We start from the raw sequence: 23,245 nt of genomic DNA on the forward strand, positions 1-23,245 counted from the left end.
TTCAGAGAAACCGAAAGAAAAAATGAAAGAAAAAAACAAAAGAAAAAAGTGTTTAAAAAATATTTAAAAATTCATTTTTCGAATTGAATTGTTACCTTTGTAAAGCCTTCCGAACGGTTGGCAAACTCCCTGTAGGCATCAGGCGCTTCCTCTATGTAGATTTTGTGACTAATTATAAAGCTTGGCTTTGCTACTCCTGCAATTATCATATCCCTGAGCATCGGTTGGAGTTTCTTAACCGGAGTCTGGCCTGTCCCTACACTTATACCTTTTTCCCAGAGCTCTCCGAAAGGCAGAATATACTCCCCTTTCTTGGCACGTTCGTTGTAAGCTCCGGGATCGTCTGCAGTGTAAACTCCGATGACTCCCAGGTGACCGGTTGGGTTGATCAACCTCACCAGATCACTTATCACCTGAGTTGGGTTTTCTCTTGAAGGGTCCTGCCTGTCTCTTGCCTGATAGCCGACTGCGTCTATGCCGGACATCACACCTTTCATTTTTTCCTCACCTGGAATCAGGGACTGAACAATTGCAGGGTTCCCTGCCCTTAGCATCTGAATCATAGTTACGGGGTCGCTCCTGGCGAGTTCGAGGTCGGCACCTATACTTTTCGCCAGGTTTTCTATACTGGACATGATCCCCTGCAGCTTTTCCTCGCCCGGAAGCACGGTATCCACTCTGGCATGCTGAGACCTTAATGCCTCAATCATGGCTACAGGGTCGCTAAGAGTAAAGTCTATAGGGATAGCACCAATACTCTTCGCCAGCTTCAGCCTCTCAGGAATGTAATCAACAACAAAAACCTGGGCTGCCCCCTGCAGTATTGCGGAATATGCTGAGAGCAAACCTACGGGACCTGCCCCGAAGACCGCTACAGGAAATCCAGGCATTACCATAGCAAGCTGCGTAGCGAAAAAGCCTGTTGGAAACACGTCCGACAGCATAATGAAATCGTCTTCCCATTTATCCCCTGGAGATCCGGGAAGTTTCGTACAGTTCAGGTCGGCAAACGGCACTCTTAAAAATTCAGCCTGCGCTCCCCTATACGGGCCCATTTTGGCATATCCAAAAGCTCCACCGGCACTTTCAGGATTAACTGTCAGACAGGCACTTGTAAAACCCCGGATACAGTTCAAACAATGCCCGCAGGCAATGTTGAAAGTAACGACGACCCTGTCCCCTTTCTTAAAAGAGGTCACGGCATCTCCCACTTCTTCTATAACACCCAGAGGCTCATGCCCCAGCACTTTGCCAGGTTTTTCAACCGTTCTCCCCTCGTACATATGAAGGTCGCTTCCGCAGATCCCACTCGAAGTAAGCCTGATTATAGCATCCGCGGGATGTTCTATCTTCGGATAATCTACTTCCTCTACCGCAACCTGATCAGGTCCTTTATAAACAACTGCTTTTATAATATCACCCCAATCCCGAAAGGTTCTCTACCGGCTTTTTTCGATTTCCTGCAAATGCAGGACAGCCAGGAGTAACCTTTAATATAAAAGGTATTTTTATATTAGATACTTTATAAAAAGTGGTTGAAACTATATAACGGGTGCAGAATTTAATTTGAGGGTCTTAAAATATATTCCACGTACCCAAAAAAACTGGAAAATCCTATTGCAGCATGAGAGCCTTTCGAATCGGTGTCTCTGAAAAAATAATGCAATTATTAAAAAAGAAAAACAATCTTCAATAATACAATAAAACCCGAATTTCACTTTATGCTTTAATCATTAATATGGCTCAATCAGGTGCAATGAATCCGGTGTAGCGCAAAAGATGCCATTATTTATGGAACTCACTAAAAAACTCCTGTAAATCCTTTGTGTATAACTCAGGCACTTCCCATGCAGAAAAGTGACCGCCTTGAGGCATTTCAGTAAAACGTTTCAGATTCACATTGCGTTCAGCCCATTCACGAGGCAACGGGGCGTCCAGTGGCATATGTGCTACAGCCGCAGGAACCTTGATGCACTGCCCTTTATCTGGGGATGGAGGCGCATGAGCCATTTCGTAATATGAGCGAATAGAAGAACTGATAGTCTCGGTTACCCAGTAGATCATAATATTGGTAAGCAATTCATCTCTGGTAAAGCGCTCCTCAAGGTCTACAGAAGCCCTCGCATTCATGAAACTTAAAATCCATGCTGCCAGGCCCACAGGAGAGTCATTCAGGCCGTAAGCAAGGCTTTGCGGCTTGGTAGACTGGATCATATTAAAGGCACCTTCTTCCATCCACCATTTCTGGATGAAACTCGCAAATTCCTGTTCTGCCGGAGATAGAGCGGAGAAATCGGTACTGCTATCAGGATATCCCACATCAGTCAGATGAATACCAGTTAACAGATCAGGATATTTAAGTGCCAGAGATCTGGTGATAAGTGTACCGTAATCGCCGCCAGCGGCTGCAAATCTTTCATATCCGAGTACTTCTGTCATGAGCTTTGCCCACAGATCGGCAACAGCGCCTTCTGTCATGGCTTTACGGTCCGAGAAACCATATCCTGGAATGGAAGGCACAATCACATCAAATGAAATATCTGGGTCGCCACCGTAAGCTGCAGGATCGGTCAGCATAGAAACAACTTTGTGGAACCTGTAGAACGAATCAGGCCAGCCGTGAGAAAGGATAATCGGGATTGGATCAGGACCTTTACCACGCTCGTAAATAAAGTGAATACCTGTGCCGTTAACTTCGGCACGAAACTGGCTAAACCTGTTGAGCTCTGCCTCCTGAGCACGCCAGTCATATTTATCTTGCCAGTAATCTACCAGGCCCTTCATGTAGCCAAGGTTCGTACCATAGTCCCAGCCAGCACCTTCGACTTCATCCGGCCAGCGTGTTTGAGCGAGCCGATCTTTAAGATCCAGCAGTACAGCTTCTGGAACATTTATTTTAAAAGGTTCAATTGACATGTATCCTCCTAGCCTCCTACTTAATGCGTTACTGTAATTCCCTGCAGTTTTCTAATCTCGGTAACAATGTCCATGAAACCTAGCCTCTTACTTAATGCATTACTCTAATTCCCTGATGACAACTGTTGTCCGTTACCTGGATGGCTGACGATAAGTGCGGAAGAACGCCCGCATATCCTCTGCCATGAGATCTGGAAATTCCATCGCTACGAAGTGGCCGCCATGGGACAGCACAGTCCAGCGCTGAATGTTTTTCAGGTTTCGCTCAGCAAATTCACGCGGAGGTACAGGGCCTATATCTTTAGGGGGGAAGGCGAGCCCTACAGGCACGTAAACCTGCTGATCCGGTTTAAGCGAAGGCGATACCCATTCCTCGCGGTAACTGATGGCGCGAACTGAAGGGCCACCTGTCCAGTAAAGCATAATATTGGTCAATAGTTCGTCCTTAGTGAAGACCTTTTCAAGGTCTCCATCAGAGTCGCTCCAGGAACGGAATTTTTCAATTATCCATGCAGCATAACCAGCAGGCGAATCGTTTAGAGCGTATGCGAGAGTTTGCGGCTTTGTCCCCTGAAGCACTGCGTAAGCGCCCTCCTGAAAGCCCACAATTTGCAGTGCCTCCAGGTACTGCTTCTCCGTCTCGGAAAGATTAGAGAAGCTGGCCTGTGCTATGGAAAAGCCGAGATCGGTAAGATGGAGGCTGATGATAGATTCGGGATGATGTACACCCAGCAGCTGAGAAATCGGACTTCCACCGTCCCCGCCTCCTGCAGCAAAACGTTTGTAACCCAGCTCTTCGGTCATTAACCGCCAGCACAATTCGGCAGTCTGTTTCAGCAGCTGCTTTCCAGGCGCTTTAGAGATATCCGAATAGCCGCCTATTATCGAAGGCACGATTACATCAAAAGAATCATTGGGATCGCCGCCATATTTTACTGGATCCGTAAGCATCGTGATAAGTTTAAGGTAACGGCAAATCGAGTCTGGCCAGCCGTGGAAGAGGATAATTGGTATCGGTTTCGGACCCTTGCCGCGTTCGTAGATAAAGTGGATTTCCCTACCGTCTATTTCAGCTTTAAACTGCGCGAATTTATTCAGTTCCGATTCCTGTTTGCGCCAATCATACCTGTGTTGCCAATAGTTGACGAGTTCCTTCATATAGTTCAGATCTGTACCATAGTCCCAGCCTGAACCTTCGACTTCATCCGGCCAGCGGGTTCTTACGAGCCGCTCCTTCAGATCCTGAAGTACGTCCTGTGGAACGTTTATTTGAAACGGTTGAATTGACATATCCCCTACCCCATTTGACAATCCAGTTCTAAGGAATATATTCAAGACACCGAATAATAACCTTTCAATTCCCTTTTCATAAGAATGAGCTTTCCAGTTCCTTAAAAAACAGCAAAAATAGTTTTCAGCCCCTGGATTTAATGTTAACAGTGATAAGCAATTCCTTTTATTTGATGTTTGGTATACCTAAACTACGTTAGTTTTGATATAAACTGGTTATTGCAATTAAATGTTGAATTGCAATAAATAAAAAACAACAAAAGCAAAAACAACAAAGAGGAGCCATTTTTAATATGCACTATAGCCTTGGAATCGATGCCGGAGGCACTTATACAGATGCAGTCCTTGTGAGGGATTCAGATGGGGGAATTATAGATTCGAATAAAGCTCTGACCACCTATCCTGATCCCCTTGCCGGCATCAAAAAGGTAATTGATGGGCTTAATCCGGAGTATGTTGAAAACGTAAAACTGGTATCCGTATCCACTACTTTATCTACAAATACCATACTTGAAGGGACTGGCTTTCCGGTAGCTCTGATCCTCATCGGGGACCACCCACTTGAAAAAGAATTCCCCACAGAGCATGTGCTTCTTGCCAGAGGAGGGCATAACCACAATGGAGAAGAAGTTTTCTCTCTCGACCTGGAAGCAATTGAAAAATTCGCCCTGAGCGTAAAGGATAAAGTATCGGCTTTTGCCATATCCTCATATTTTAGCACACGCAACCCTGAACATGAGCTCAAAGCAAGCGACTGTGTATTGAGGCTTACAGGGCTGCCTGCAGTCTGCGGGCATGAACTCTCTCAGGAACTGGGTGCTTATGAGAGAGCAGTAACGGCTTTTCTTAACGCTCAGTTGATCCCTATAACCAGGCAGTTTGTGAAGTCTATTATTGCAGACATGACAGAGAGGGGAATTAATGCAAGGCTTCTCATGCTCAAATGTGACGGTTCGGTAATAGGAATAAGGGACGCCCTGAAAAAACCTATAGAAACTATCTTTTCAGGTCCTGCAGCAAGCCTTGTAGGGGCTTCTTACCTTTCAGGGCTGCAAACCTGTGCAGTTGTAGATGTTGGGGGGACGAGTACGGATATCTCTTCGATCCGTATAGGAGTCCCTGACCTGAGCGACGAAGGGGCTATTGTTGGAGGCTGGAAGACCAGGGTCCGGGCGATAAGGATGGAGACAACAGCTACAGGTGGAGACAGCCATATCTGGACTGTGGACAGAGAGCTCTATCTCGGCCCGCGGCGGGTTATACCTCTCGCGGTAGCTGCGGTCCAGTACCCGGATTTTCTGAATAACCTCAGAAGAACACCTATGCCTCCCAGAGAAGACCTGGATGAAAATATTCAGCCCACGAAATTTTTTGTCAGGTCAGGCTACGCTGCAGGCGAGCTGAGCAAAGTTGAAGCTGAGGTTCTTAATGTAATCGGAGACGAGCCCGTTTCCATACACGAGATCAAATCTCTTATCAGAAAGGACCTTCACCCTCAAACCCTTGACTCCCTTATCAAAAGGCGTCTTGTTCAGGCAATCGGCTTTACTCCAACAGATGCTCTGCATGTGCTTGGAGAATATACAGCCTGGAGCGAAGAAGCCTCCAGAATAGGAGCTGAAAGGCTTGCAAGGCTTATGCGCATGACTCCCCATGAGTTCTGCACTGCCGTAAAAAAGAGAGTTGCAAGAAACATGGCGCTTCACCTCCTCTCATATATCCTTCAGGGGGTTCCATACACAGCTATTGAAAAAATTCTTGACGGGAATTATCCTGCAAAGTTCAGGCTGGGAATACCTGTGGTTCTGCTCGGGGGACCTGTACGTGCACACAGAAAAGAACTGGAAGAGTTGATAGATGCTGAAATTCTGGTTCCCGATCATGCTGAGGTTGGAAACGCAGTCGGAGCCCTGGCAGGAAAAGGCATCAAAAGGGTTGAGATTCTGATCCGACCTGCAAGCCTGATGTCTCCGGACAAAGATTTCCTGGTTTTTGCTCCAGGAAGCAGGCTGAGGTACGATGCATATACGGAAGCTCTGAATGCTGCAACAGAGATAGGAAAAAAGCTTGTTGAAGATTATATGAAAGACTGCGGACTCAGTGGAAGCCAGATTGAAATTTCCGTAGAGAAAAAAACCGTCTCGCCTGACGGCTGGAACCACCCTCCCATGGAAACAAATCTGCTCGTAATGGGAGTAGGTATGCGTGGATTACATATTGAAGGCTGAAGATTAAAAAACAGGAATGAAAACATAAAGGAAGAAAAAGAAAAGAGGGAGAAAAAGAAGAGGAAAAAAGAAGGGGAAAAAAGAAGAGGGAGAAAAAGAAAAGAGAAAGAAGAAGATAAGGGAGAAATATGAAACTGCTGTTGATTGCCGATATTCACGCAAACCTTGAAGCCCTCCAGGCAGTTCTTAAAGTCCCTCACGACCGGGCAATCTGCCTGGGAGACATTGTGGACTACGGGCCTGATCCGGACAGGTGCATAGATCTCCTGCAAAAAAAGGACATCCCGACAATCAGGGGCAACCATGACAATGCTGTTGCTTTTAAAGTGGACTGCCAGTGCGGATATAAGTACAAACATCTCTCGGTTGCAACCCGGGAATATACCTGGGAAATTCTTGATAGATCCAGAATTGAGTACCTTCAGAGGCTTCCTTTGCTTATTAAAGAAGAAATTGATGGAAAAAAGCTTTACCTTACTCATGCAAGCCCTCGCTCCATTTACGAATATATAAAACCTGAAACTCCGGACGAAGAGATCCAGAGCATGATAGACGGGGCAGCAGAGCCTGTGGAAGTTGAGTTTCTCGCAGTTGGGCATTCTCATATCCCTATGAACAGAAAACTCGGGAGCCTTACAATAATAAACCCGGGTTCGGTTGGACAGCCAAGAGACGGAGATACCCGGGCAGGCTGTGCTGTTTTTGATACCGAAACCAGGGAAATGGAGTTCTTACGTCTGGAGTATGACATTGATGCAGTCTGTAAGAAAATAGAAGAGCGGATGCCTTATGCAGAGGAACTGATGGCTATTCTCAGGTGGGGTTATTGAGAAAAGTGCAGTAAAAAGGAAACAATGAAATAAAAGCTAAGGGAATTATGAAGCTCAGGCTTCTTTTATAGCCCTGATAATTTTTTCTATATATTCAGATTTCACATCAGATGGTGTTGTTTTTTTAACTCCTAGTTCAGTAACCATAAGGTGAACTTCTGCCTGTATCCCTGCCTCTCCAAGCTTTTTTGTTGCACACCTGTCCTCACAGCCGTTAAGAGCAAGAACTCTGAATCCTTCGGATAATGCGTCTTCGACAGCATCGGTTCCTTTCAGTGCAGCTACAGCCCTGTACATATCCGGCCGCCTGAAAGCCAGGGTTGACGCTGCCTGCATGGTGAGCTTACCCGTATTTGATAAACCAGAACATGCGAAGATAAGGGTATTTCTCTTTTTTCCGGAAGATATTTTCGCCTCTTTAAGCTCATCCGGCAGGGTTTCGTCCTGTTTCAGGGATTCATTTTGCTTTTTTCCTTTAGATTCCATTACTATTACACCTTTAAGGGGATACTGTTTCAAAATGTATTGAAATAAAAAGGACATTTCACCTTTATGTGATTTATGTTTTATACCCGATGTTTTTGAGCTGCTCCCGCCACGTCAGATAACGGACAGAGGCTTTCTAGAGAAAGAAAAGGAGAGAAAGAAAAGAAGAGACAAAAAATGGAGAGACAAAAATAAAAAAATTGTTGAAAGAATAGCAATTAAAAACTGTATGAAAGATAGAAACAAATTAATACTTTCTTTCGGCGGACCCCTGACAGATTGAAAGGCTTTTTTGTTGCCAGCTATTCAAATACAGACTCTGCCCGAAAAAAGGTAAATGTGAAGACTGAAGGGAACGGTTAGTCCAGCTCAAGTTCAGCGATTTCTACATTCAGGTTCGCAATCTCAAGAGTTACAACTGTAGACTTTCCTGAAAGCACTCCCGCGCATTCTCCCGGGTTTATAATAGGAGTACCTTCGAGGATATGTACTCCGAGTTCATGGGTGTGCCCCCTTATCACAACATCAAAATCCCCTGATTTTGCAAGGGCTTTGACCAGGGTCTCATCTGTCCCATGCAGGAGGGCGATATGAAGCCCGTCAATTGTCAGATCTCCAAAGTCCCCGCAAGAAACGGCACCTATCTCTTCAAACCTTTTAGTTAGAGTTACGCGATCCCCATCATTATTCCCGAAGACGAAATAGAGTTTTGGAGTTAGTTCTTTGAAAGCTTTTACTGTGAAAGGAGAAATAATATCCCCTGCGTGCAACACCGCTTTTACCTGCTTTTTGTTAAAGAATTCGACAGCTTTCCGTATAGCTGTCAGGTTATCATGCGAACCCGAAATAATCCCTATCAAATAATCCCACCTCAATTAATATTAGACGCCCTGAATATTTAACATATACTCCGAGACCCGGGAAAAGAATACTCCAGCCAGGAAAGCAGCTATTTTTAAATAGGAGTTACGGATATTACTCCAATAATCTCCGAAGAATATTTGAAGAACCCTGGAAGAATGCTGATTACAGGGAAATTGTTCTACAAAATTAGAGCTAGTGAGAAAAAATGAAAGCTATAACCCTCCTGAGTAGCGGGCTTGACTCCGTTGCAGCGCTTGCTATTGCAGCCGAAAGCCTTGAAATTGATATGGCTATTACATTTGATTACGGGCAGAGAGCAGGGCAGAGAGAAATAGAGTATTCCGGAAAAGCCTGCGAACACTTCGGAATAGAGCACAGAATAATCAAACTGGACTGGCTTGCCGAAATAACAGATACTTCCCTTGTAAACAGGAATGAGGAAGTCCCTTCCCTATCTTTTGAGGATATCGATGAGGCTGCCCCTGCTGCAATTACCGAAAATTCCGCAAAATCAGTGTGGGTTCCTAACAGGAACGGGGTTATGTTAAACATTGCAGGGAGCTTTGCCGAAAGCAGGAACTGTGACTATATAGTGGTAGGCTTTAACGGAGAAGAAGCAGGAACTTTTCCTGATAATTCCCTTGATTATGTAAAGGCAGTAGATCTTGCTTTTTCTTACTCGACTCAGAATGGGGTGCGGGTAATGGCTCCTCTGATCGAAATGGATAAAACCCGAATCGTTAAAAGGGCTCTTGAAGCAAAAGCTCCGCTTGAATACAGCTGGAGCTGCTATCACGGCGGGCAAATTCCGTGCGGAGAGTGTGAAAGCTGTGTGCGCAGGGCAAGAGCGTTCAAAAATACAGGTGCAAAAGACCCGCTTCTGGAAAGGCTTGGAGTCCAGACCTGAAAAATCCGTTAGAGCAAATAAAGGAATTACAGGACCGGGTTAGAGACTGCAGAAATTTTTGAGAGTTAAGAAATTTTTGAGAGTTAGGATCATAGAGTGAGTTCCATGAAATGTATTGTTTTACCCGAAAAACTTGACTATGACGGGAGCCAGATTTCTTCCCTCTGGGCATATAACAGCTTCGGAGTTCAGGAAGATTCCATCATTATTTTTAGAGGGGCGTGTGACGTAAAAATAGAGCACATGATTGACCTCGAAGACCGGAGAGCAAACGAGTCTATCTGGTCCGAAGATATGTTGAATTTCATTATAGAACACTTCGATTCTACCGACCTGAAACTTGTCTATGCGCGCCAGCGTCTTTTTACTGCGATTGTAAAGGAAAGGCTTGCAGGGCTCGGAATCCATACTTCAAGGGAAGGGGATGATCTGTTTCTTGACGGAAAGAAACTGACCGTATCGATTGCCAGCACATCTGCGGTTTCCCAGAAAATCCACTTCGGCATGAACGTTTCACATGAAGTCTATGGAAGTCTGAAAGAAGCCGGAGTAGAGGATGACAGGAGTATTGTACGGCTAATGCAGGAAATCGGAGATGCTTATGTAAGGGAGTTTGAGGACATGGAGAAAGACCTCAGAAAGTCCAGGCCTCTGGGAGTAGTGTAATGTTTTCTTCAAACCACGAGCCGGCTAACATAAAAGAGGTTTTCTGCTCTGTTCAGGGAGAGGGCCCTTACGTAGGCATGAGGCAGGCTTTTGTCCGTTTTTCAGGCTGCAACCTTAACTGCAGCTACTGTGATACGAATTTTGGAAATCCTGGAACCTGTGACTATGAAAGAGTTGAGGGCAGTGGGATTTCCGAAAAGGTTCCAAATCCTGTAAGCATTGAAAAACTGGAATCCATGCTGCAGCCTTTCAAAAAGCTCCATTCGGTATCCCTTACAGGAGGGGAGCCTCTGCTGCATGCCGATTTCATAGAGAAGCTAAACATTTCCGCGCCTCTATACCTGGAATCCAATATGACCCTGCCTGAACAGGCAAGAAAATTGCGCAAGAATGTCGCTTATGTTGCAGGAGATTTCAAACTTCCCGAAGCTATAAGGGACATCTGCCCTGAAACCAGGGAAGTGCATGTGGAAAATACCATCGAGTGCTTCAGACTCCTGAAGAAAAGCAGTTCAAGGGATTGTTTTTGCAAGATTGTAATAGGCAAAAACACAAACTCCGATACCGTAATTATGGCTGCGGAAGCAATAGCAACCTGTGTATCCTGTATAGTGCTTCAGCCTGAGACGCCTCTGGGAAGTGCAGTAAGGACTCCAGGGTTTACGCAGGCATCAGTACAGACTATTCTAAAATTGCAGAAAACCCTGCTCGAGCTGACCGACACGCGAATTATTCCTCAGACACACAGGATGTGGGGTTGCTTATAACTGAAAGAGAATACAGAGTAAATCGGAAAAGCAGCAGAATATAGAACAATAACTGGGCAGACAGCGGATAAGCGAGAGACAACAGGCAATTAATGGTAGAGCAGTAAAATCAAAAGGGATGAGTAAAATGGCAAGTATGAGGTTAGGAGTTATTGATTATATTGACAGCGCACATTACCTTCCGGGACACGGGAAATGCGGCAAGGTGCACGGGCATACATATAAAATTGAAGTGGTAGTAGAAGGGGAAGTCAGGGAGAACGGGATGGTGATCGACTTCTATGACCTGAAAAAAGGCATCAAGGAGACTCTTCAGGAGTACGACCACACTTTATTGAATGAAATTCTGGACTTCCCCAGTTCCGAGCACCTCTGCCAGCATATCCATTCCCGCCTTCTGGAGAAATTTGGTTTCCCTCTTCTGGTAAGGGTCTGGGAAGGGGAAGGCAAATGGTGCGAAATGGATAATTTTTCTGATTGAAAGAGATTGGGGCAAAAACAGTTCGTGCATAGATTACTGTGTAAAGGAGATATTTTAATATAATTAGAGATATTAAAATATGGGGAGCATACTTAAATCAAAAAATATTCTACCCAATTCTCAATAAAGAAGATTGGAAAACTCGTTTAAAACTGAAGATATGTCTTCACATTCAGAGAAATATAAGATCAATATTAGAATAATTTAAGAATTATTTCAGAATTATTTAAGAATAATTTAGGAATTATTTCAGGATAATTTCAAAAAAGGCTTCGGAATAATTCTTAAATTATTCTTAAACAATTCCACAATGTATATCAGGAAGCTGTATCATAGGTGATTTAGACATCTGGAAATCCCTTTTTAATGCAGAATCTCATATTCACCTTTAAGTTCCGAACGGAGGAGAATAATTTGCCAGAAGAAAACCAATCTGTAGACAATGCCTGTAGTATCCCCGCACCTGGAGAGGAGCTTCTTAGAAAGATTGCCGAGCACCCCTGTTACGATAAGAAAGCGCAGCATAAGTATGGAAGAATTCACCTGGCTGTGGCTCCGAAATGCAATATCCAGTGTAATTTCTGCGTGCGCGAATTTGATTGCGTGAATGAGAGCAGGCCAGGAGTTACCAGCAAAGTCCTGAGCCCTGAGGAAGCTCTTGAGAAGACAAGGCAAATCGTGGCAGATTATCCGTTCATCAAAGTTGTCGGAATTGCAGGTCCGGGAGACCCTCTGGCTAATGATGCGACCTTTAAGACTTTTGAGTTAATAAAAGAAGAGTTCCCTGACCTCACTCTCTGCCTGAGCACAAACGGTGTCTTACTTCCCGAAAAGGTCCAGGACCTTGTAAGGGTAGGAGTTTCCACATTAACTGTAACGGTAAACGCTATTGATCCAGAAATTCAGGCAAAAATAGTGGACCATATAGTCTACCACGGAAAGGTCTACAGAGGAGTTGAAGCTGCAGAAATTCAGATTAAAAACCAGCTTGAGGGGATTAAAGCTGCTACTGATGCAGGCATGGTTATAAAGGTCAATACCGTGCTCATTCCTGGCATAAATGACAAACATATAATCGAAATTGCCAGAAAACTCAACGAACTCGGAGTTTATATTATGAATGTAATGCCCCTGATCAACCAGGGAGCATTTGCACACCTTAAACCTCCGACAGCAGAAGAAAGAAAGGCTGTTCAGGAAGCCTGTGAACCTTACGTTACGCAAATGCGCCACTGCAGGCAGTGCAGGGCTGATGCTTACGGACTTCTTGCTCAGGATATGTCGCAGATGAGTGAGGAGCGCAGGAATCTAATAAAGATCCAGACAAAAGAAGACATGGAAAAAGCAAGAGAAACCCTGAAAGAAGATGGAAAGGAAGAGTCCTGAATAATTTTATTTTCCGGCTCAGGTTAAAAAACTCCCGGATTGTGAGCCTGAAAGGCGGAGTTAAAGAACTCCGCTTCCCTGACTTATTTTTAAAAACTTTACTCGATGGTGATTGCCCCGTTCGGGCAGGCATCTTCGCATGCACCACAGTCAAGGCATTCATCTTCGTCTACAACTGCAATATCGTCATCACTGAGGGTAATTGCAGCTGCAGGGCATTCATCTATACAGCTTCCACAGCCTGTGCAGGCATCGGCATCGACTTTTGCTACCATTTTTTTCTCTCCTTATAATAAATAGAGACTTTTATAGAGTCGAAAAATATATAAGGTCGACATACTAGGAGAGAATAATTTAATAAAAATCTATCGCTTCCATCACCCGAAACAAAGAAAAAAAAGGATAAAGGATTACCGAGTTACGTACTGTTGAATATCTCTTATTGCCGCAATATAAAAATAAAAAAGCAGATGAACTTAAAAGGCAGATTAAATTTAAAAATTCGAAACTGCTGCACAGTTTATAATTAATTTTTATATCCCATAATGGCCTGCAATAAATTTATTATTAACCTGTCAGAACCTTGCATTTAGTTTCAATAATTATTCGAATATAAAGTCAGATATCATTTTCTATTGTAATCCGGCACTAACCTGGCTTCACAGTTAATCCAGCCTATTGATTTATCATTTACAGTTTAATTAATTATTTACAGCTTAATTAATTAAAAAAACAACAGGAGCCTTTAATTGAACCTGGAAAAGCTAGCAGAAAGTATAAGGAATTTTGAAGGTGTTACCCGAAAAAGACAGATTGAGGACATAGTCTCTATCTTTGAAGCTGTCCGCCCGGAATATGGGAATGCTATTGTTGACTTCGGGGATGACGCTGCAGTGATCGATATCGGAGGGGATGATGTTATCCTCTTTGCAGCTGATGGCATATGGGGCCGGCTGCTCGATGCAAGCCCCTGGTGGGCAGGTTACGGGGCTGTTGTTGTAAACATTAACGATATCGCAGCAATGGGAGGAAAACCCCTTGCCATGGTGGACATCGCCTCTGCAAATTCTCCGAAAGCCTGCAGGGAACTGATGGAAGGACTGGCTGAGGGAGTTAGAAAATTCGGGGTTCCCGTAGTTGGGGGACACGTGCACCCTGATACTCAGTATAATTCACTCTCCGTCGCCATCATAGGAATCGTCAAAAAGGACTGTGTAATCAGGAGTGATACTGCAAATCCGGGGGATCTGGTAATTGCAGCTTATGATATGGACGGAAAAATAGGTCCGAACTCCCCTTACAGCTGGGATACTACATCATTTAAAGAGCCCCCAGTGCTCAGGGAAAGCTACCTTGTAACACAGGAAATAGCACAGAAAAAGCTTGCAACCGCAGGCAAAGATATCAGCAATCCCGGGCTCATAGGAACGCTTGGAATGCTCTGCGAGACAAGCAGAGTAGGAGCCACAGTAGATCTGGATAAAGTCCCGAGACCTGAGGGTGTGGATTTTGGGCAGTGGCTGAAAGTGCACCCGGGAACAGGTTACGTATTTACTGCGGACCCGGAAAAAGCTGAAGAATGCGTGAGTGTTTTTGAAAAGGCAGGGCTCACAGCTCGAATAATAGGAAAAATCGAAGAAGGGCAAAAACTCGATATGTACGATAAAACAGGCAGGGTAACTGTTTTTGACTTCTCAAAAGAAGGTATCACAGGTATAGGTTCCGAATAACCGGGACCTTTCCATATATTTATGGATCTGTTTTAAAAAAATATATTTTGCTGAAAAGCCGTTATTTTACTTATCCAGCGCCTTCTCCTATTGTTTTTATTCTTTTTGCTCGGACCCGGGGTTTACGGATTTTCAATCCAGGCTTTCATTTCCTTATAAAGGAATGCTTCTGCAGCCTTAACCTTCTCAAAAGGGCCGCGAAGTACAAGGATTTCCCTTTCCTCGCTGTTTGCAATATTGATAGGCATCTTCCTGGTTATGGGTTCAAGCCCAAATTCTTCCACGATATCATAGATAATTGATACAACCGTTCCGGGAGGGATAACCAGGTCGTAGAGCTCTTCATAAGTTTCGGGATCTATTTTAGCATTCTCTTCCATCTTTTTGGCGATTAAATCATCAAGATTGAGTGTTTTATGCATTGGGTTCACCTCTTGTTTTTATTAGTTTCATTTCTACTTTAATAAATATGTGACAGCTAATCCAAACAGGGTATATGAATTAATTTTCTTCCACATATATCAAAGCAACCTCCGGGATATATTGGAAGCTTAAAGAGTTCAGGATTGTTTTGTATGATCTGGAGAAATAATGCCCTGTCATATCTCTTTTTTGCATGAACCTAATGATAAGTATACTCATATTTATGGTTGCTTCTTGGAAACTGCACATGCAGCAGCGCTAACCGAATGAGAAACTAAGATAAAAACTACTAGTTATTCAGTCATTAAAACTATAAGTTATCCCCTATTAAAAACCATTAATTGTTAGATAATTAAAACTATAAATTACTTGGACATAAAACTGGAAAATCAAATTACAAAAATCAAATAGAAGTAAAGTTTTGAACAAATTACCTTTTCTGAGTATTATTCATTAAACCGTATCAGGTTAATTGTCACTGTATTAACCTGAGGTGGAACAGGAAAAATGATATGTATGATTAACTTGATTACGATTGAAATTAATACTAAAATAAATGTAGGTTGTTAATCTGGCCGGAAATTAGTATCAATAAACTGCGGACCAGCAGAATTAAATCGATAATTACCAGTGTGTCCAATCAATAGTTTGCAAACATACCTTGAACAACAGTACCTGAAAAATTAATAGTTTGCAGATATACCTGAAACAAAAAGAATACGTAAAGACCAATCCCTTAATACGAGTAAATTTTCAGGATCATTTGACCGGCTGAGCAGGATTATTCATGCAATTTTCAGGTAAAACGGCTCTGAGCAAACTTTATCTGAGATGAAAATATCTTATAAGAGGATAGCAATGCAGCAATACAAGTTGAAACGCGGCTTTAAACCTGAACCTGACAGAATATACCAGGTAATGCAGGAAAGCTTCCCTGTTGAAATTTCCCGGAATGGGAACCGTTTTGAGACCTCATACGGGGCAATGTCGAGTATAACGGTATGGATAGAGAATAAAATGCTCTGTGTGGATACTGTCTCAGATACGACTGTAAAGGATGATGAAACGATCCTGCAAACCAATAAAGCCTACAGAGATTTTCTCTTAAAAGCTACAGGCTACACGGCAAAAGAGCGCCTGAAAATGGCGAAAAAGGAAGTCGGAGAGGCATAACCCTCCTGACTGCTAGTTCTTAACTCACATTATCAATATTATATCTGCAACATCTACCTGGAGGTATCGTTCTGGAAGGAGATTTCCTTGAAAAACTGAAAAGCCTTGAGATTCCCACATGCCTCCGGGTCTGTTGTGGGACCGACGGTTCTGTAACTTTTCTCCTGGAAATTATGTCCCGAAAATTGGTTACCGTTAAAACCGAGTCCCAATATATAGTCAAAGCCGATAAGGAGCTGGCTGCCCTCCTCGGAGTAGAAGAAGGCAGCGAAGTAAACGACAGGACAGTAAAACTCTATGCAGGAGATACGGTTTTCGTCCACGCAAGGTCGCTCTCCCCTCTGGAACGCATGCCTCAGACTATGCGTGACCAGCTCATGCGGGCAGACATCCCAATCGGCAGGATTCTGCGCACTCACAACCTGGAAACCAGGCGAGACATGGTAGAACTTGCAATCCTTGAAGGCGAACCCACATTTGACGGGATCCCGGTCCTTTCCCGTACCTATAAGATCGTACACAACAACCATGTCCTCATGTGGATTAACGAGCGCTTCCCAATAGATCCGCGCTGGAGACTCTGAAAAACCAAACTCCTGAAGAATGAATATTGAGGAAACAGGCAATTTTCCCCTCCAGTTTTCTAAATTTTTCAGAATAAATTTACGGATTTTTAGCCAGTGCCGGGATTTTTCCCGGCCTAAAGAGATTTCAGTCGAAACCTTTATATCTCTGCTGTGATATTTTGGAGATGCTCTTACAGCAACAGTGCCTTGGTGGCTTAGGGGTATAGCGCGTCCTTGGTAAGGACGAGGTCGCGGGTTCAAATCCCGCCCGAGGCTTTTTTCTTTTTTCAATCTCTACTATATATAGACAGGTTCAAAGCCTACTTTCGCTGGGAGGTACCTCGGTGACAGTAGGGATATATAAATTAAATGTTTCTTCACGCCTGGAGTCTGTTGAAGATTTTTCTATTTCTGAAAGGAATAAAGAGCTGATCGTAGATTTTGTCGATTACTGTTTTTCAGAAGGCTTGGGAGAACACAGAATCCTCAAGTACATTACAACTTTGAAATACATCGCATTGTCCCTTCAAATTGATTTTAAGGATGCAACCGAGAAGGATATAAGGCGATATGTCTCGAGCCTTGAAAAATCTGACCTCAGCCAATGGACCAAACATGACTACAAGTAAGGTCAGAAAAATCCGCTCCGAAACTTCGGAAGGCATGTACTTTAACTACGTTTATTCCCTTGCTGTCGGAGGCGAAAAACCAAAAGAAGGTTTTAAGAATTTTATTGTTGAAGATAAAGTTGTAGCCATTACACCTACAATGGTAGCCAACTACTTTAACACAAGTACAAAAAATGTCACTCAAGATCTTTCAATGATTGGGATCGAGAGTGAGCACAAAGACGCTATAATGTTCAATAAAGACGGAGAACTCAAACGTAAGAAGAACCGAACGTATGTGGTACCTAGTGGAGCTGTTTGGAGAGAAATATCTAAGCGTTATCTTTATCAAGACTCTGAAGAAGAGGAATCGGCAATATTCCTGAATGTCCAGACGTATTGAAAGCTAAAGAGTATATTGAATAAAGAAATGGAACACTTGGAACAGATAGAACACTTCTAAGGGAGGGGTAGGGTAAACACAGGAGAAAAGCGCATATAAAAGATATTATAATATATTTCTTCTCGCTTCTGCGTTTTACCCCTATACCCCACCTTATACAAGTGTTCCAAGTGTTTTATCTGTTCTAATTTTTAAAGAAGATCAAGGATAAAAAAGCTACTCTTTGCATAAACAAACACTGATCCTACTCCAACATTATTGCACAGCATTTTCCACACGAACTTTCCAGAATACCCTGATACAGATTTTTCCCTTAAGAGTTCCAAAAGGGGCTATCCTTGGGCATGCATGGTTCAGATTCAGATATACAGATCGGATTAAAACAATTAAAGTTTTATTAAGTAAAGCACGCTTGTGTTGGCTTGAGTATAATCTGTAGTGTATCTTAAGGTTAGCTCTAAGTGATATCCAGAAGCTGCTCTATCAAATGCCTTTATCTATTGAAATAACAATTCCAGGACTGTTCTAAAAAGCCCCTAGGATCTAGGCAAGTAAAACGCAAAAAGAATGTTAAATTGGAGATCAGATTAAGTGATGTGGAATCGATGAACTGTACAATCAAATCCCCAGTATAGCCTCAGGGTTCAGCTTGCTTTCACTTGAGACTTTTTTCTCAATCTCCTCTGCGGCTTTTTTGCCTGACCGCCAGGATACATACATAGAAACTTTTATTCATGAATTTCGACCAAGGGTACCTGATCAAGATTCATTCCAGAAATACAAAAGAGTTTAATCAACTAAGGTTGTTTTAAATCAAGCGTACTTGATTAAGATACACGATATATTCTATCAACATAATTTAAGCTCAACAAGTATCTCCAAGCTCTTTATTCAAAATATAAGGCTAATAATATAATAGTTAAAATCCGACAATATTAAATAATATTTCCCATTTAATAACAGTTGTTTATATTTTAATCAAAAGCTTAAAAGTTAGTTCTTAACTGCTCTATTGATTCTCATCTCGGATCAATAAATCATACGGAAACCTAAAGCCTCCTTCCTTTGATTTTCGTTTGAGATGAAATCATCGAAAAATACTTGTGTAGGTGTTTTCTATGTGGATATTTAAAAATCGTTTCTTTGCAATTTTATCTGCCTTTCTAATATTAATGGCAGTAACAACTGGTATCGTATATGCACAGGAAACTGATGATTCTGGAAATGATGCATCAAGTGATGCTGATGACAGTTCTTCAAGTGACAGTTCTGTAGACGATACATCAAGTGATGATAGTTCTTCGAGTGAAGATTCATCCAGTGAAGAAAGTTCATCCGAAGATGTGTCCGCCGAAGATGATTCAAATAGTGCAGATGATGGATCCACTATAGTTGAAGTTGAAGAAACTAATTCGGAAGAAACCACGGTTGGAGTCCAGGATGCTGATGATGTTATTGTGTCAGGTGGTCCTGTCGAATATGAAGAAATTAATACTGAGGTAACAGAAATTGGCGATGGTTCTACCAATATTGAATCCGGTGGATCTGTTATATATAAAGAAGAGAGCACTGCAATAAGTCATGTTGATAACTCATATAATTCTGAGTATTCAAATAATTATACGTCTACAGAAACTACAATTCTGGAAAATAGTACTCAAGAAATTGACAAGTCGAGTGACTACACTGATAACTCAACTACCACCATTAATACGAATGAAACAAAAACTGTAAATATAGATAACAGTCAGAACACAAAGATCTCTTTTGAAGACAATTCTGTGGTCAACAACATAAACTTTGTATCCAAAGAGTCAGGCAAAACAAAGGTTATTGTCAAGGAAGTATACGAGAGGCCACCTGTAGAAAATGTTTACAAGACTTTCAATATCTTTGTTGACAATGCAGAAGTTACAAGCAATATGGAAAATGCAGGCGTAGATTTCAAGGTTGAAAAGAGATGGCTCATTGAAAACAATCTGGACGCTTCAGTTATTGTCCTGAATATGTATGAAGGTGGAAAATGGATAGAAGTGCCGGTAACTGTTACAGGTGAAGACTCCCAGTTTGTCTACTTCAAGGCGAAAGTTTCTAAGTATTCTACGTTTGCAATTTCGAGTAAAGCAGTAACTGTGGATAAGGTCATCAAACAAGGCAATATTTCTGAAGAAGAAATAGATGGTCCAACAAAAAGTGTAGTTATAAAAATGCTGGAGTTTGTCATTGAACTCCTTGAGGGCAATTAATAGGGAAATGTTATTTTCCCTAAAGTTTGCCTTGTTTGAGGGCAAATAATTCCAACATTTGGACTCCTCAAAATTGAGGAGTCCCTTTGGAGCTATCATGCCAGAAAAGAAACATACAACCTGGGCTCTGTACTTCTTTTTTATCTGCATCCTGGTTCTATGCTGTGGATGGCAAACTACAGAAGCAGATATCTTTTGGACTGTTATAATAATGATTTTTATTTTGATCTATTTATTAAAATAAATCAAAAATTTGAGAAGTCGTGCTCCCGATACCGGTGTCCAGCACAGACACATCTAACTATTCTCGGAGGCTATGCATGAGCACCGGTATGGGCTATTCTAATTTCCAGACTGATCTTACGCATAGCTTTCAATATGAAAGTAATGATTCAATTACTTTCCAATAAACTATTAAATTTGAATACAATTGTTTATAAGATAGTGAATAAAACGATTATAGTTAGTGATTTTTTTGCCTGAATTTTTCTCCAATTAAACGAGATAACTAGTTTTATTCAGTAAAAACTATGTTATTTTTTATCTTCCGGCAAAACAAAAACAACTTTACTTCCTCCAGTAGCTCTCAAATACTTCTTAAAAAGCAAGTATACTTCGAATATACTTTATAGTACCTAGACATTTGAACTTTAATAATATTTGGAAGGATAAGTAAGTAAAAGGTGATACTAGTGGATTTGTTATTAATATTTTTGCTACTATTGGGGATAATTGCATATTTTTACATGAGACAAAAGTTAGAATATAATAAATTTTGTGAGTCCTTTAAAGATATTGCATATATTAGTTTACTTACGGGTCGCTCTAAAAATAGGTTAAAAGTTTCAATGCATAAATTTTCAATTTTTGTTATTTTGCTTTGTTTAACACTTACAACATTTTCTCCCGTATTATCTGTGAATTCTGCAGCAGCAGAAAACAATGTTTTGTCTGAGAATACGGCTGGTCAAACTAATCCTTACAGTGAGGCCAACACTTTATATTACGCCAGCTCGAAATCTGATGTATATCATGTTGAAGGATGCCGTTACATCTCACAAATTAAGCCAGAGAATCTCATCACATTTGACAGTGTACAAGAGGCAGAAGAAGCTGGTTATAGACCATGCAGTGTGTGCATTGGTACGACACCAGCGCCTACACCTACACCAGAGCCACAACCCGAACCTACACCAACTCCAACACCAGAACCTACGCCAGCGCCAACACATGTCAATGGAAAATTAACCATTCATTTTATCGATGTTGGTCAAGGTGACTCGATCCTTTTAAAGTATGGCGATAATGACATGCTTATTGATGCTGGAGAGAATGGAAAAGGTGATGATGTTGCTAATTACTTGAAAAGTGAAGGGATAAAGTCATTGGACTATGTGGTTGCAACACATCCTCACGAAGATCATATTGGTGGAATGGATGAAATCCTCAACGATTTTCCGATTGGGGAGTTTATAGACAGTGGATATCCTCATACAACCCAGACATATGAAGACATGTTGAATACAATTAGCAATAAAAATATTCCCTTTTCAACAGTAAAACGTGGTGATAATATCAACTTTGGCTCGGGAATTGTTGTACAGGTCCTGAACCCTGGAAGCTCATACTTCACAGATGATCTCAACCAGAATTCAATTGTTTTAAAGGTCACTGATGGACAAGTGTCTTTCCTGCTAATGGGTGATGCAGGAATAGAAGCAGAAAATGCCATAATGGGGAATGGTTATAATGTCAATGCAGATATCCTGAAAGTTGGACATCACGGAAGCAGTACTTCGAGTGGGGAAACTTTCATTTCTGCTGTAAGTCCGGCTGCAAGCGTTATCGAAGTTGGTGCAGGAAACGAGTATGGTCATCCACATGATGAAACAATTGAAACACTACAAAAAGTCTCAACGATTTACAGAACAGATATTGACGGCACGATTACAGTAACAACCGATGGATCAACATATTCAGTGACAACAGAGAATACAGTACCTGTAACTCCTCCAGAGAAAATACTTCCAATTGCTGACTTCAGCACAAGTATCACAGGGGGTACTGCACCTCTTAAGGTCCAGTTTACCGACCTTTCTCAAAATGCAGTTTCATGGAGCTGGGACTTTGACAACAATGGAAGTCCCGATTCTACTGTCCAGAATCCGGCTTACATTTATGAAACTCCAGGAGACTATACTGTTAGTCTGACGGTAAGTAATGCAGACGGTACAGACTCAGAAACTAGAAAAATAAAGGTGCTGGAAGCTGAAAAAGAAGGTCTTCCTGTTGCAGATTTCGAGGCGAATGTTACAGGCGGATATGTCCCACTATCTGTTCTTTTTACTGACCGCTCACAAGATGCAACTCAAATAGGCTGGGACTTTGATGAAGACGGGGGAGCTGACGCAAGTATCAGTCCTGTAGCGTATACCTATACTTCTCCTGGAACTTATAAAGTAACCTTGACCGCAACCAATGTGAATGGCACAGCTTCAAAATCTATTACAATAGACGTGGACAGGGAGTATAGTGGAGGAAGTAGCGGTGGAAGCAGCGGCGGTAGTGGGGGCGGAGGCGGTGGAGGATCTCCTGAACCTGCGAAGAATGTAGAAGCAAAGGAGCTTTCTCAGGTATTTATCACAAACGGCAAAGCTGTTCAGTTTGATTTCACAAAGAATGCAACATGCGTCGTGTATGTAGGCTTTGATTCAATTAGAAACGCAGGCAAGACCACAACCATTGCTGAGCAATTAAAAGATAAATCTGTACTTGTTCCCAAATTGCCTGAAGGAGAAATTTACAAGTCCTTTAATGTCTGGGTAGGAAATAGCGGATATGCAACCCCAAAAAACATAGAAGATCCAGCAGTTTGCTTCAGGGTTGAAAAGTCTTGGATGCAGGATAATAATGTGGATCAAGACTCAATAACACTGAACAGATATGAGGATGAAAATGATCATGACGATAAAGATGGCACCTGGACTCAGCTACCATCCAGCCTGACAGCGGAAGATGACAAGTACCTATACTTTACATCAGAGGTCCCGAGTTATGGGTCATTTGCGATAACAGGAGAAACAGGAACTCCAAGTGAAATATCCACAGAACCTACTGCTACGTTTAAAGGCAGAGATGCAAATGACAGTGAGAGTGCTGCTGTAAATGAAGAGTCTGCAGAAAACACAGAGTCTCCTGGATTTGGGTTAATCAGTGGAATTTTCTGTCTATTCTGTATGTTCTTGTACAGGATTAAAAACCAGTAAACCATGGTG

Annotated in this window: 22 protein-coding genes, 1 tRNA gene and 2 pseudogenes; 17 read left to right on the forward strand and 8 right to left on the reverse strand. The window is 42.2% G+C overall.

Annotated features, from left to right (window positions below; translation table 11 throughout):
- Positions 1–71 precede the first annotated feature (71 nt).
- On the reverse strand, positions 72–1,283 hold the full coding sequence (locus tag RSJ42_RS12935) for a glutathione-independent formaldehyde dehydrogenase (RefSeq protein ID WP_410507694.1): 1,212 nt from the start codon (positions 1,281–1,283) through the stop codon (positions 72–74).
- On the opposite strand from RSJ42_RS12935, the gene RSJ42_RS12940 reads away from it, so the two are divergent.
- A complete protein-coding gene (locus RSJ42_RS12940) occupies positions 1,284–1,487 on the forward strand; it encodes a hypothetical protein (protein ID WP_410507695.1) in 204 nt (67 codons plus the stop codon). It begins immediately after the preceding gene.
- A gap of 298 nt (positions 1,488–1,785) precedes the next feature.
- Here the strand turns inward: RSJ42_RS12940 and RSJ42_RS12945 are convergent, their stop codons facing one another.
- From RSJ42_RS12945 to RSJ42_RS12955, 3 genes and pseudogenes are all read right to left on the reverse strand, one after another.
- Positions 1,786–2,916: an epoxide hydrolase family protein gene (locus RSJ42_RS12945; RefSeq protein WP_410507696.1), complete on the reverse strand. Its 1,131-nt coding sequence runs from the start codon at positions 2,914–2,916 to the stop codon at positions 1,786–1,788.
- Between the two features lie 132 nt (positions 2,917–3,048).
- Positions 3,049–3,867, reverse strand: a complete 819-nt coding sequence (locus tag RSJ42_RS12950) for an alpha/beta fold hydrolase (RefSeq protein ID WP_410510429.1) — start codon at positions 3,865–3,867, stop codon at positions 3,049–3,051.
- Between the two features lie 81 nt (positions 3,868–3,948).
- Positions 3,949–4,206, reverse strand: a pseudogene (locus RSJ42_RS12955) (epoxide hydrolase N-terminal domain-containing protein); the annotation flags it as partial.
- Positions 4,207–4,499: 293 nt separating this feature from the next.
- On the opposite strand from RSJ42_RS12955, the gene RSJ42_RS12960 reads away from it, so the two are divergent.
- Complete coding sequence (locus RSJ42_RS12960) at positions 4,500–6,434, forward strand: hydantoinase/oxoprolinase family protein (protein WP_410507697.1); 1,935 nt, start codon at positions 4,500–4,502, stop codon at positions 6,432–6,434.
- A gap of 128 nt (positions 6,435–6,562) precedes the next feature.
- Positions 6,563–7,264 (forward strand): metallophosphoesterase family protein, encoded by a 702-nt coding sequence (locus RSJ42_RS12965; protein WP_410507698.1) that lies wholly within the window; start codon positions 6,563–6,565, stop codon positions 7,262–7,264.
- A 54-nt stretch (positions 7,265–7,318) separates the two neighbouring features.
- Here the strand turns inward: RSJ42_RS12965 and RSJ42_RS12970 are convergent, their stop codons facing one another.
- Both RSJ42_RS12970 and RSJ42_RS12975 read right to left on the reverse strand, forming a co-directional pair.
- Positions 7,319–7,750, reverse strand: coding sequence for a putative zinc-binding protein (locus RSJ42_RS12970; protein WP_410507699.1), 432 nt, complete (start codon positions 7,748–7,750; stop codon positions 7,319–7,321).
- 359 nt (positions 7,751–8,109) lie between these two features.
- Positions 8,110–8,610: a metallophosphoesterase gene (locus RSJ42_RS12975; RefSeq protein WP_410507700.1), complete on the reverse strand. Its 501-nt coding sequence runs from the start codon at positions 8,608–8,610 to the stop codon at positions 8,110–8,112.
- 209 nt (positions 8,611–8,819) lie between these two features.
- Between RSJ42_RS12975 and queC the strand changes: the two genes are divergently transcribed.
- From queC to nifB, 5 genes are all read left to right on the forward strand, one after another.
- Entirely contained in the window at positions 8,820–9,521 is a 702-nt protein-coding gene (queC, locus tag RSJ42_RS12980; protein ID WP_410507701.1) for a 7-cyano-7-deazaguanine synthase QueC, read from the forward strand.
- Between the two features lie 105 nt (positions 9,522–9,626).
- The gene (locus tag RSJ42_RS12985; RefSeq protein WP_410507702.1) at positions 9,627–10,187 is read left to right on the forward strand and encodes a DUF366 family protein; all 561 of its coding nucleotides are present in this window, start codon (positions 9,627–9,629) and stop codon (positions 10,185–10,187) included.
- Positions 10,187–10,954 carry a 7-carboxy-7-deazaguanine synthase QueE gene (locus RSJ42_RS12990; RefSeq protein ID WP_410507703.1) on the forward strand — a complete coding sequence of 256 codons (768 nt, stop codon included), beginning with the start codon at positions 10,187–10,189 and terminating at the stop codon, positions 10,952–10,954. The genes RSJ42_RS12985 and RSJ42_RS12990 overlap by 1 nt, the downstream gene beginning before the upstream one ends.
- 127 nt (positions 10,955–11,081) lie before the next feature.
- A complete protein-coding gene (gene queD, locus RSJ42_RS12995) occupies positions 11,082–11,435 on the forward strand; it encodes a 6-carboxytetrahydropterin synthase QueD (protein WP_410507704.1) in 354 nt (117 codons plus the stop codon).
- A gap of 414 nt (positions 11,436–11,849) precedes the next feature.
- The gene (gene nifB, locus RSJ42_RS13000) at positions 11,850–12,821 is read left to right on the forward strand and encodes a nitrogenase cofactor biosynthesis protein NifB (protein WP_410507705.1); all 972 of its coding nucleotides are present in this window, start codon (positions 11,850–11,852) and stop codon (positions 12,819–12,821) included.
- Between the two features lie 98 nt (positions 12,822–12,919).
- Here nifB and RSJ42_RS13005 read toward each other — a convergent pair whose 3' ends face one another.
- A complete protein-coding gene (locus RSJ42_RS13005) occupies positions 12,920–13,096 on the reverse strand; it encodes a 4Fe-4S binding protein (protein WP_410507706.1) in 177 nt (58 codons plus the stop codon).
- Positions 13,097–13,570: 474 nt separating this feature from the next.
- On the opposite strand from RSJ42_RS13005, the gene RSJ42_RS13010 reads away from it, so the two are divergent.
- Complete coding sequence (locus RSJ42_RS13010) at positions 13,571–14,551, forward strand: methanogenesis marker 2 protein (protein WP_410507707.1); 981 nt, start codon at positions 13,571–13,573, stop codon at positions 14,549–14,551.
- Between the two features lie 122 nt (positions 14,552–14,673).
- On the opposite strand, the gene RSJ42_RS13015 is transcribed toward RSJ42_RS13010, so the two are convergent.
- Complete coding sequence (locus RSJ42_RS13015) at positions 14,674–14,973, reverse strand: hypothetical protein (RefSeq protein ID WP_410507708.1); 300 nt, start codon at positions 14,971–14,973, stop codon at positions 14,674–14,676.
- Between the two features lie 859 nt (positions 14,974–15,832).
- On the opposite strand from RSJ42_RS13015, the gene RSJ42_RS13020 reads away from it, so the two are divergent.
- From RSJ42_RS13020 to RSJ42_RS13055, 8 genes and pseudogenes are all read left to right on the forward strand, one after another.
- The gene (locus tag RSJ42_RS13020; protein ID WP_410507709.1) at positions 15,833–16,147 is read left to right on the forward strand and encodes a DUF5611 family protein; all 315 of its coding nucleotides are present in this window, start codon (positions 15,833–15,835) and stop codon (positions 16,145–16,147) included.
- 173 nt (positions 16,148–16,320) lie between these two features.
- Positions 16,321–16,731, forward strand: a complete 411-nt coding sequence (locus RSJ42_RS13025) for a chorismate--pyruvate lyase family protein (protein WP_410507710.1) — start codon at positions 16,321–16,323, stop codon at positions 16,729–16,731.
- 186 nt (positions 16,732–16,917) lie between these two features.
- Positions 16,918–16,989, forward strand: a tRNA-Thr gene (locus RSJ42_RS13030).
- Between the two features lie 68 nt (positions 16,990–17,057).
- On the forward strand, positions 17,058–17,342 hold the full coding sequence (locus RSJ42_RS13035) for a hypothetical protein (RefSeq protein ID WP_410507711.1): 285 nt from the start codon (positions 17,058–17,060) through the stop codon (positions 17,340–17,342).
- Positions 17,329–17,724 carry a hypothetical protein gene (locus RSJ42_RS13040; protein ID WP_410507712.1) on the forward strand — a complete coding sequence of 132 codons (396 nt, stop codon included), beginning with the start codon at positions 17,329–17,331 and terminating at the stop codon, positions 17,722–17,724. The genes RSJ42_RS13035 and RSJ42_RS13040 overlap by 14 nt, the downstream gene beginning before the upstream one ends.
- A 1,118-nt stretch (positions 17,725–18,842) precedes the next feature.
- Entirely contained in the window at positions 18,843–19,970 is a 1,128-nt protein-coding gene (locus RSJ42_RS13045; protein ID WP_410507713.1) for a PGF-pre-PGF domain-containing protein, read from the forward strand.
- Between the two features lie 848 nt (positions 19,971–20,818).
- Positions 20,819–21,049, forward strand: a pseudogene (locus tag RSJ42_RS13050) (hypothetical protein); the annotation flags it as partial.
- A 54-nt stretch (positions 21,050–21,103) separates the two neighbouring features.
- Positions 21,104–23,236, forward strand: coding sequence for a PGF-pre-PGF domain-containing protein (locus RSJ42_RS13055; protein ID WP_410510370.1), 2,133 nt, complete (start codon positions 21,104–21,106; stop codon positions 23,234–23,236).
- Positions 23,237–23,245: the final 9 nt, after the last annotated feature.

It is taken from the genome of Methanosarcina hadiensis (assembly GCF_046529725.1).
GTDB lineage: Archaea > Halobacteriota > Methanosarcinia > Methanosarcinales > Methanosarcinaceae > Methanosarcina > Methanosarcina hadiensis.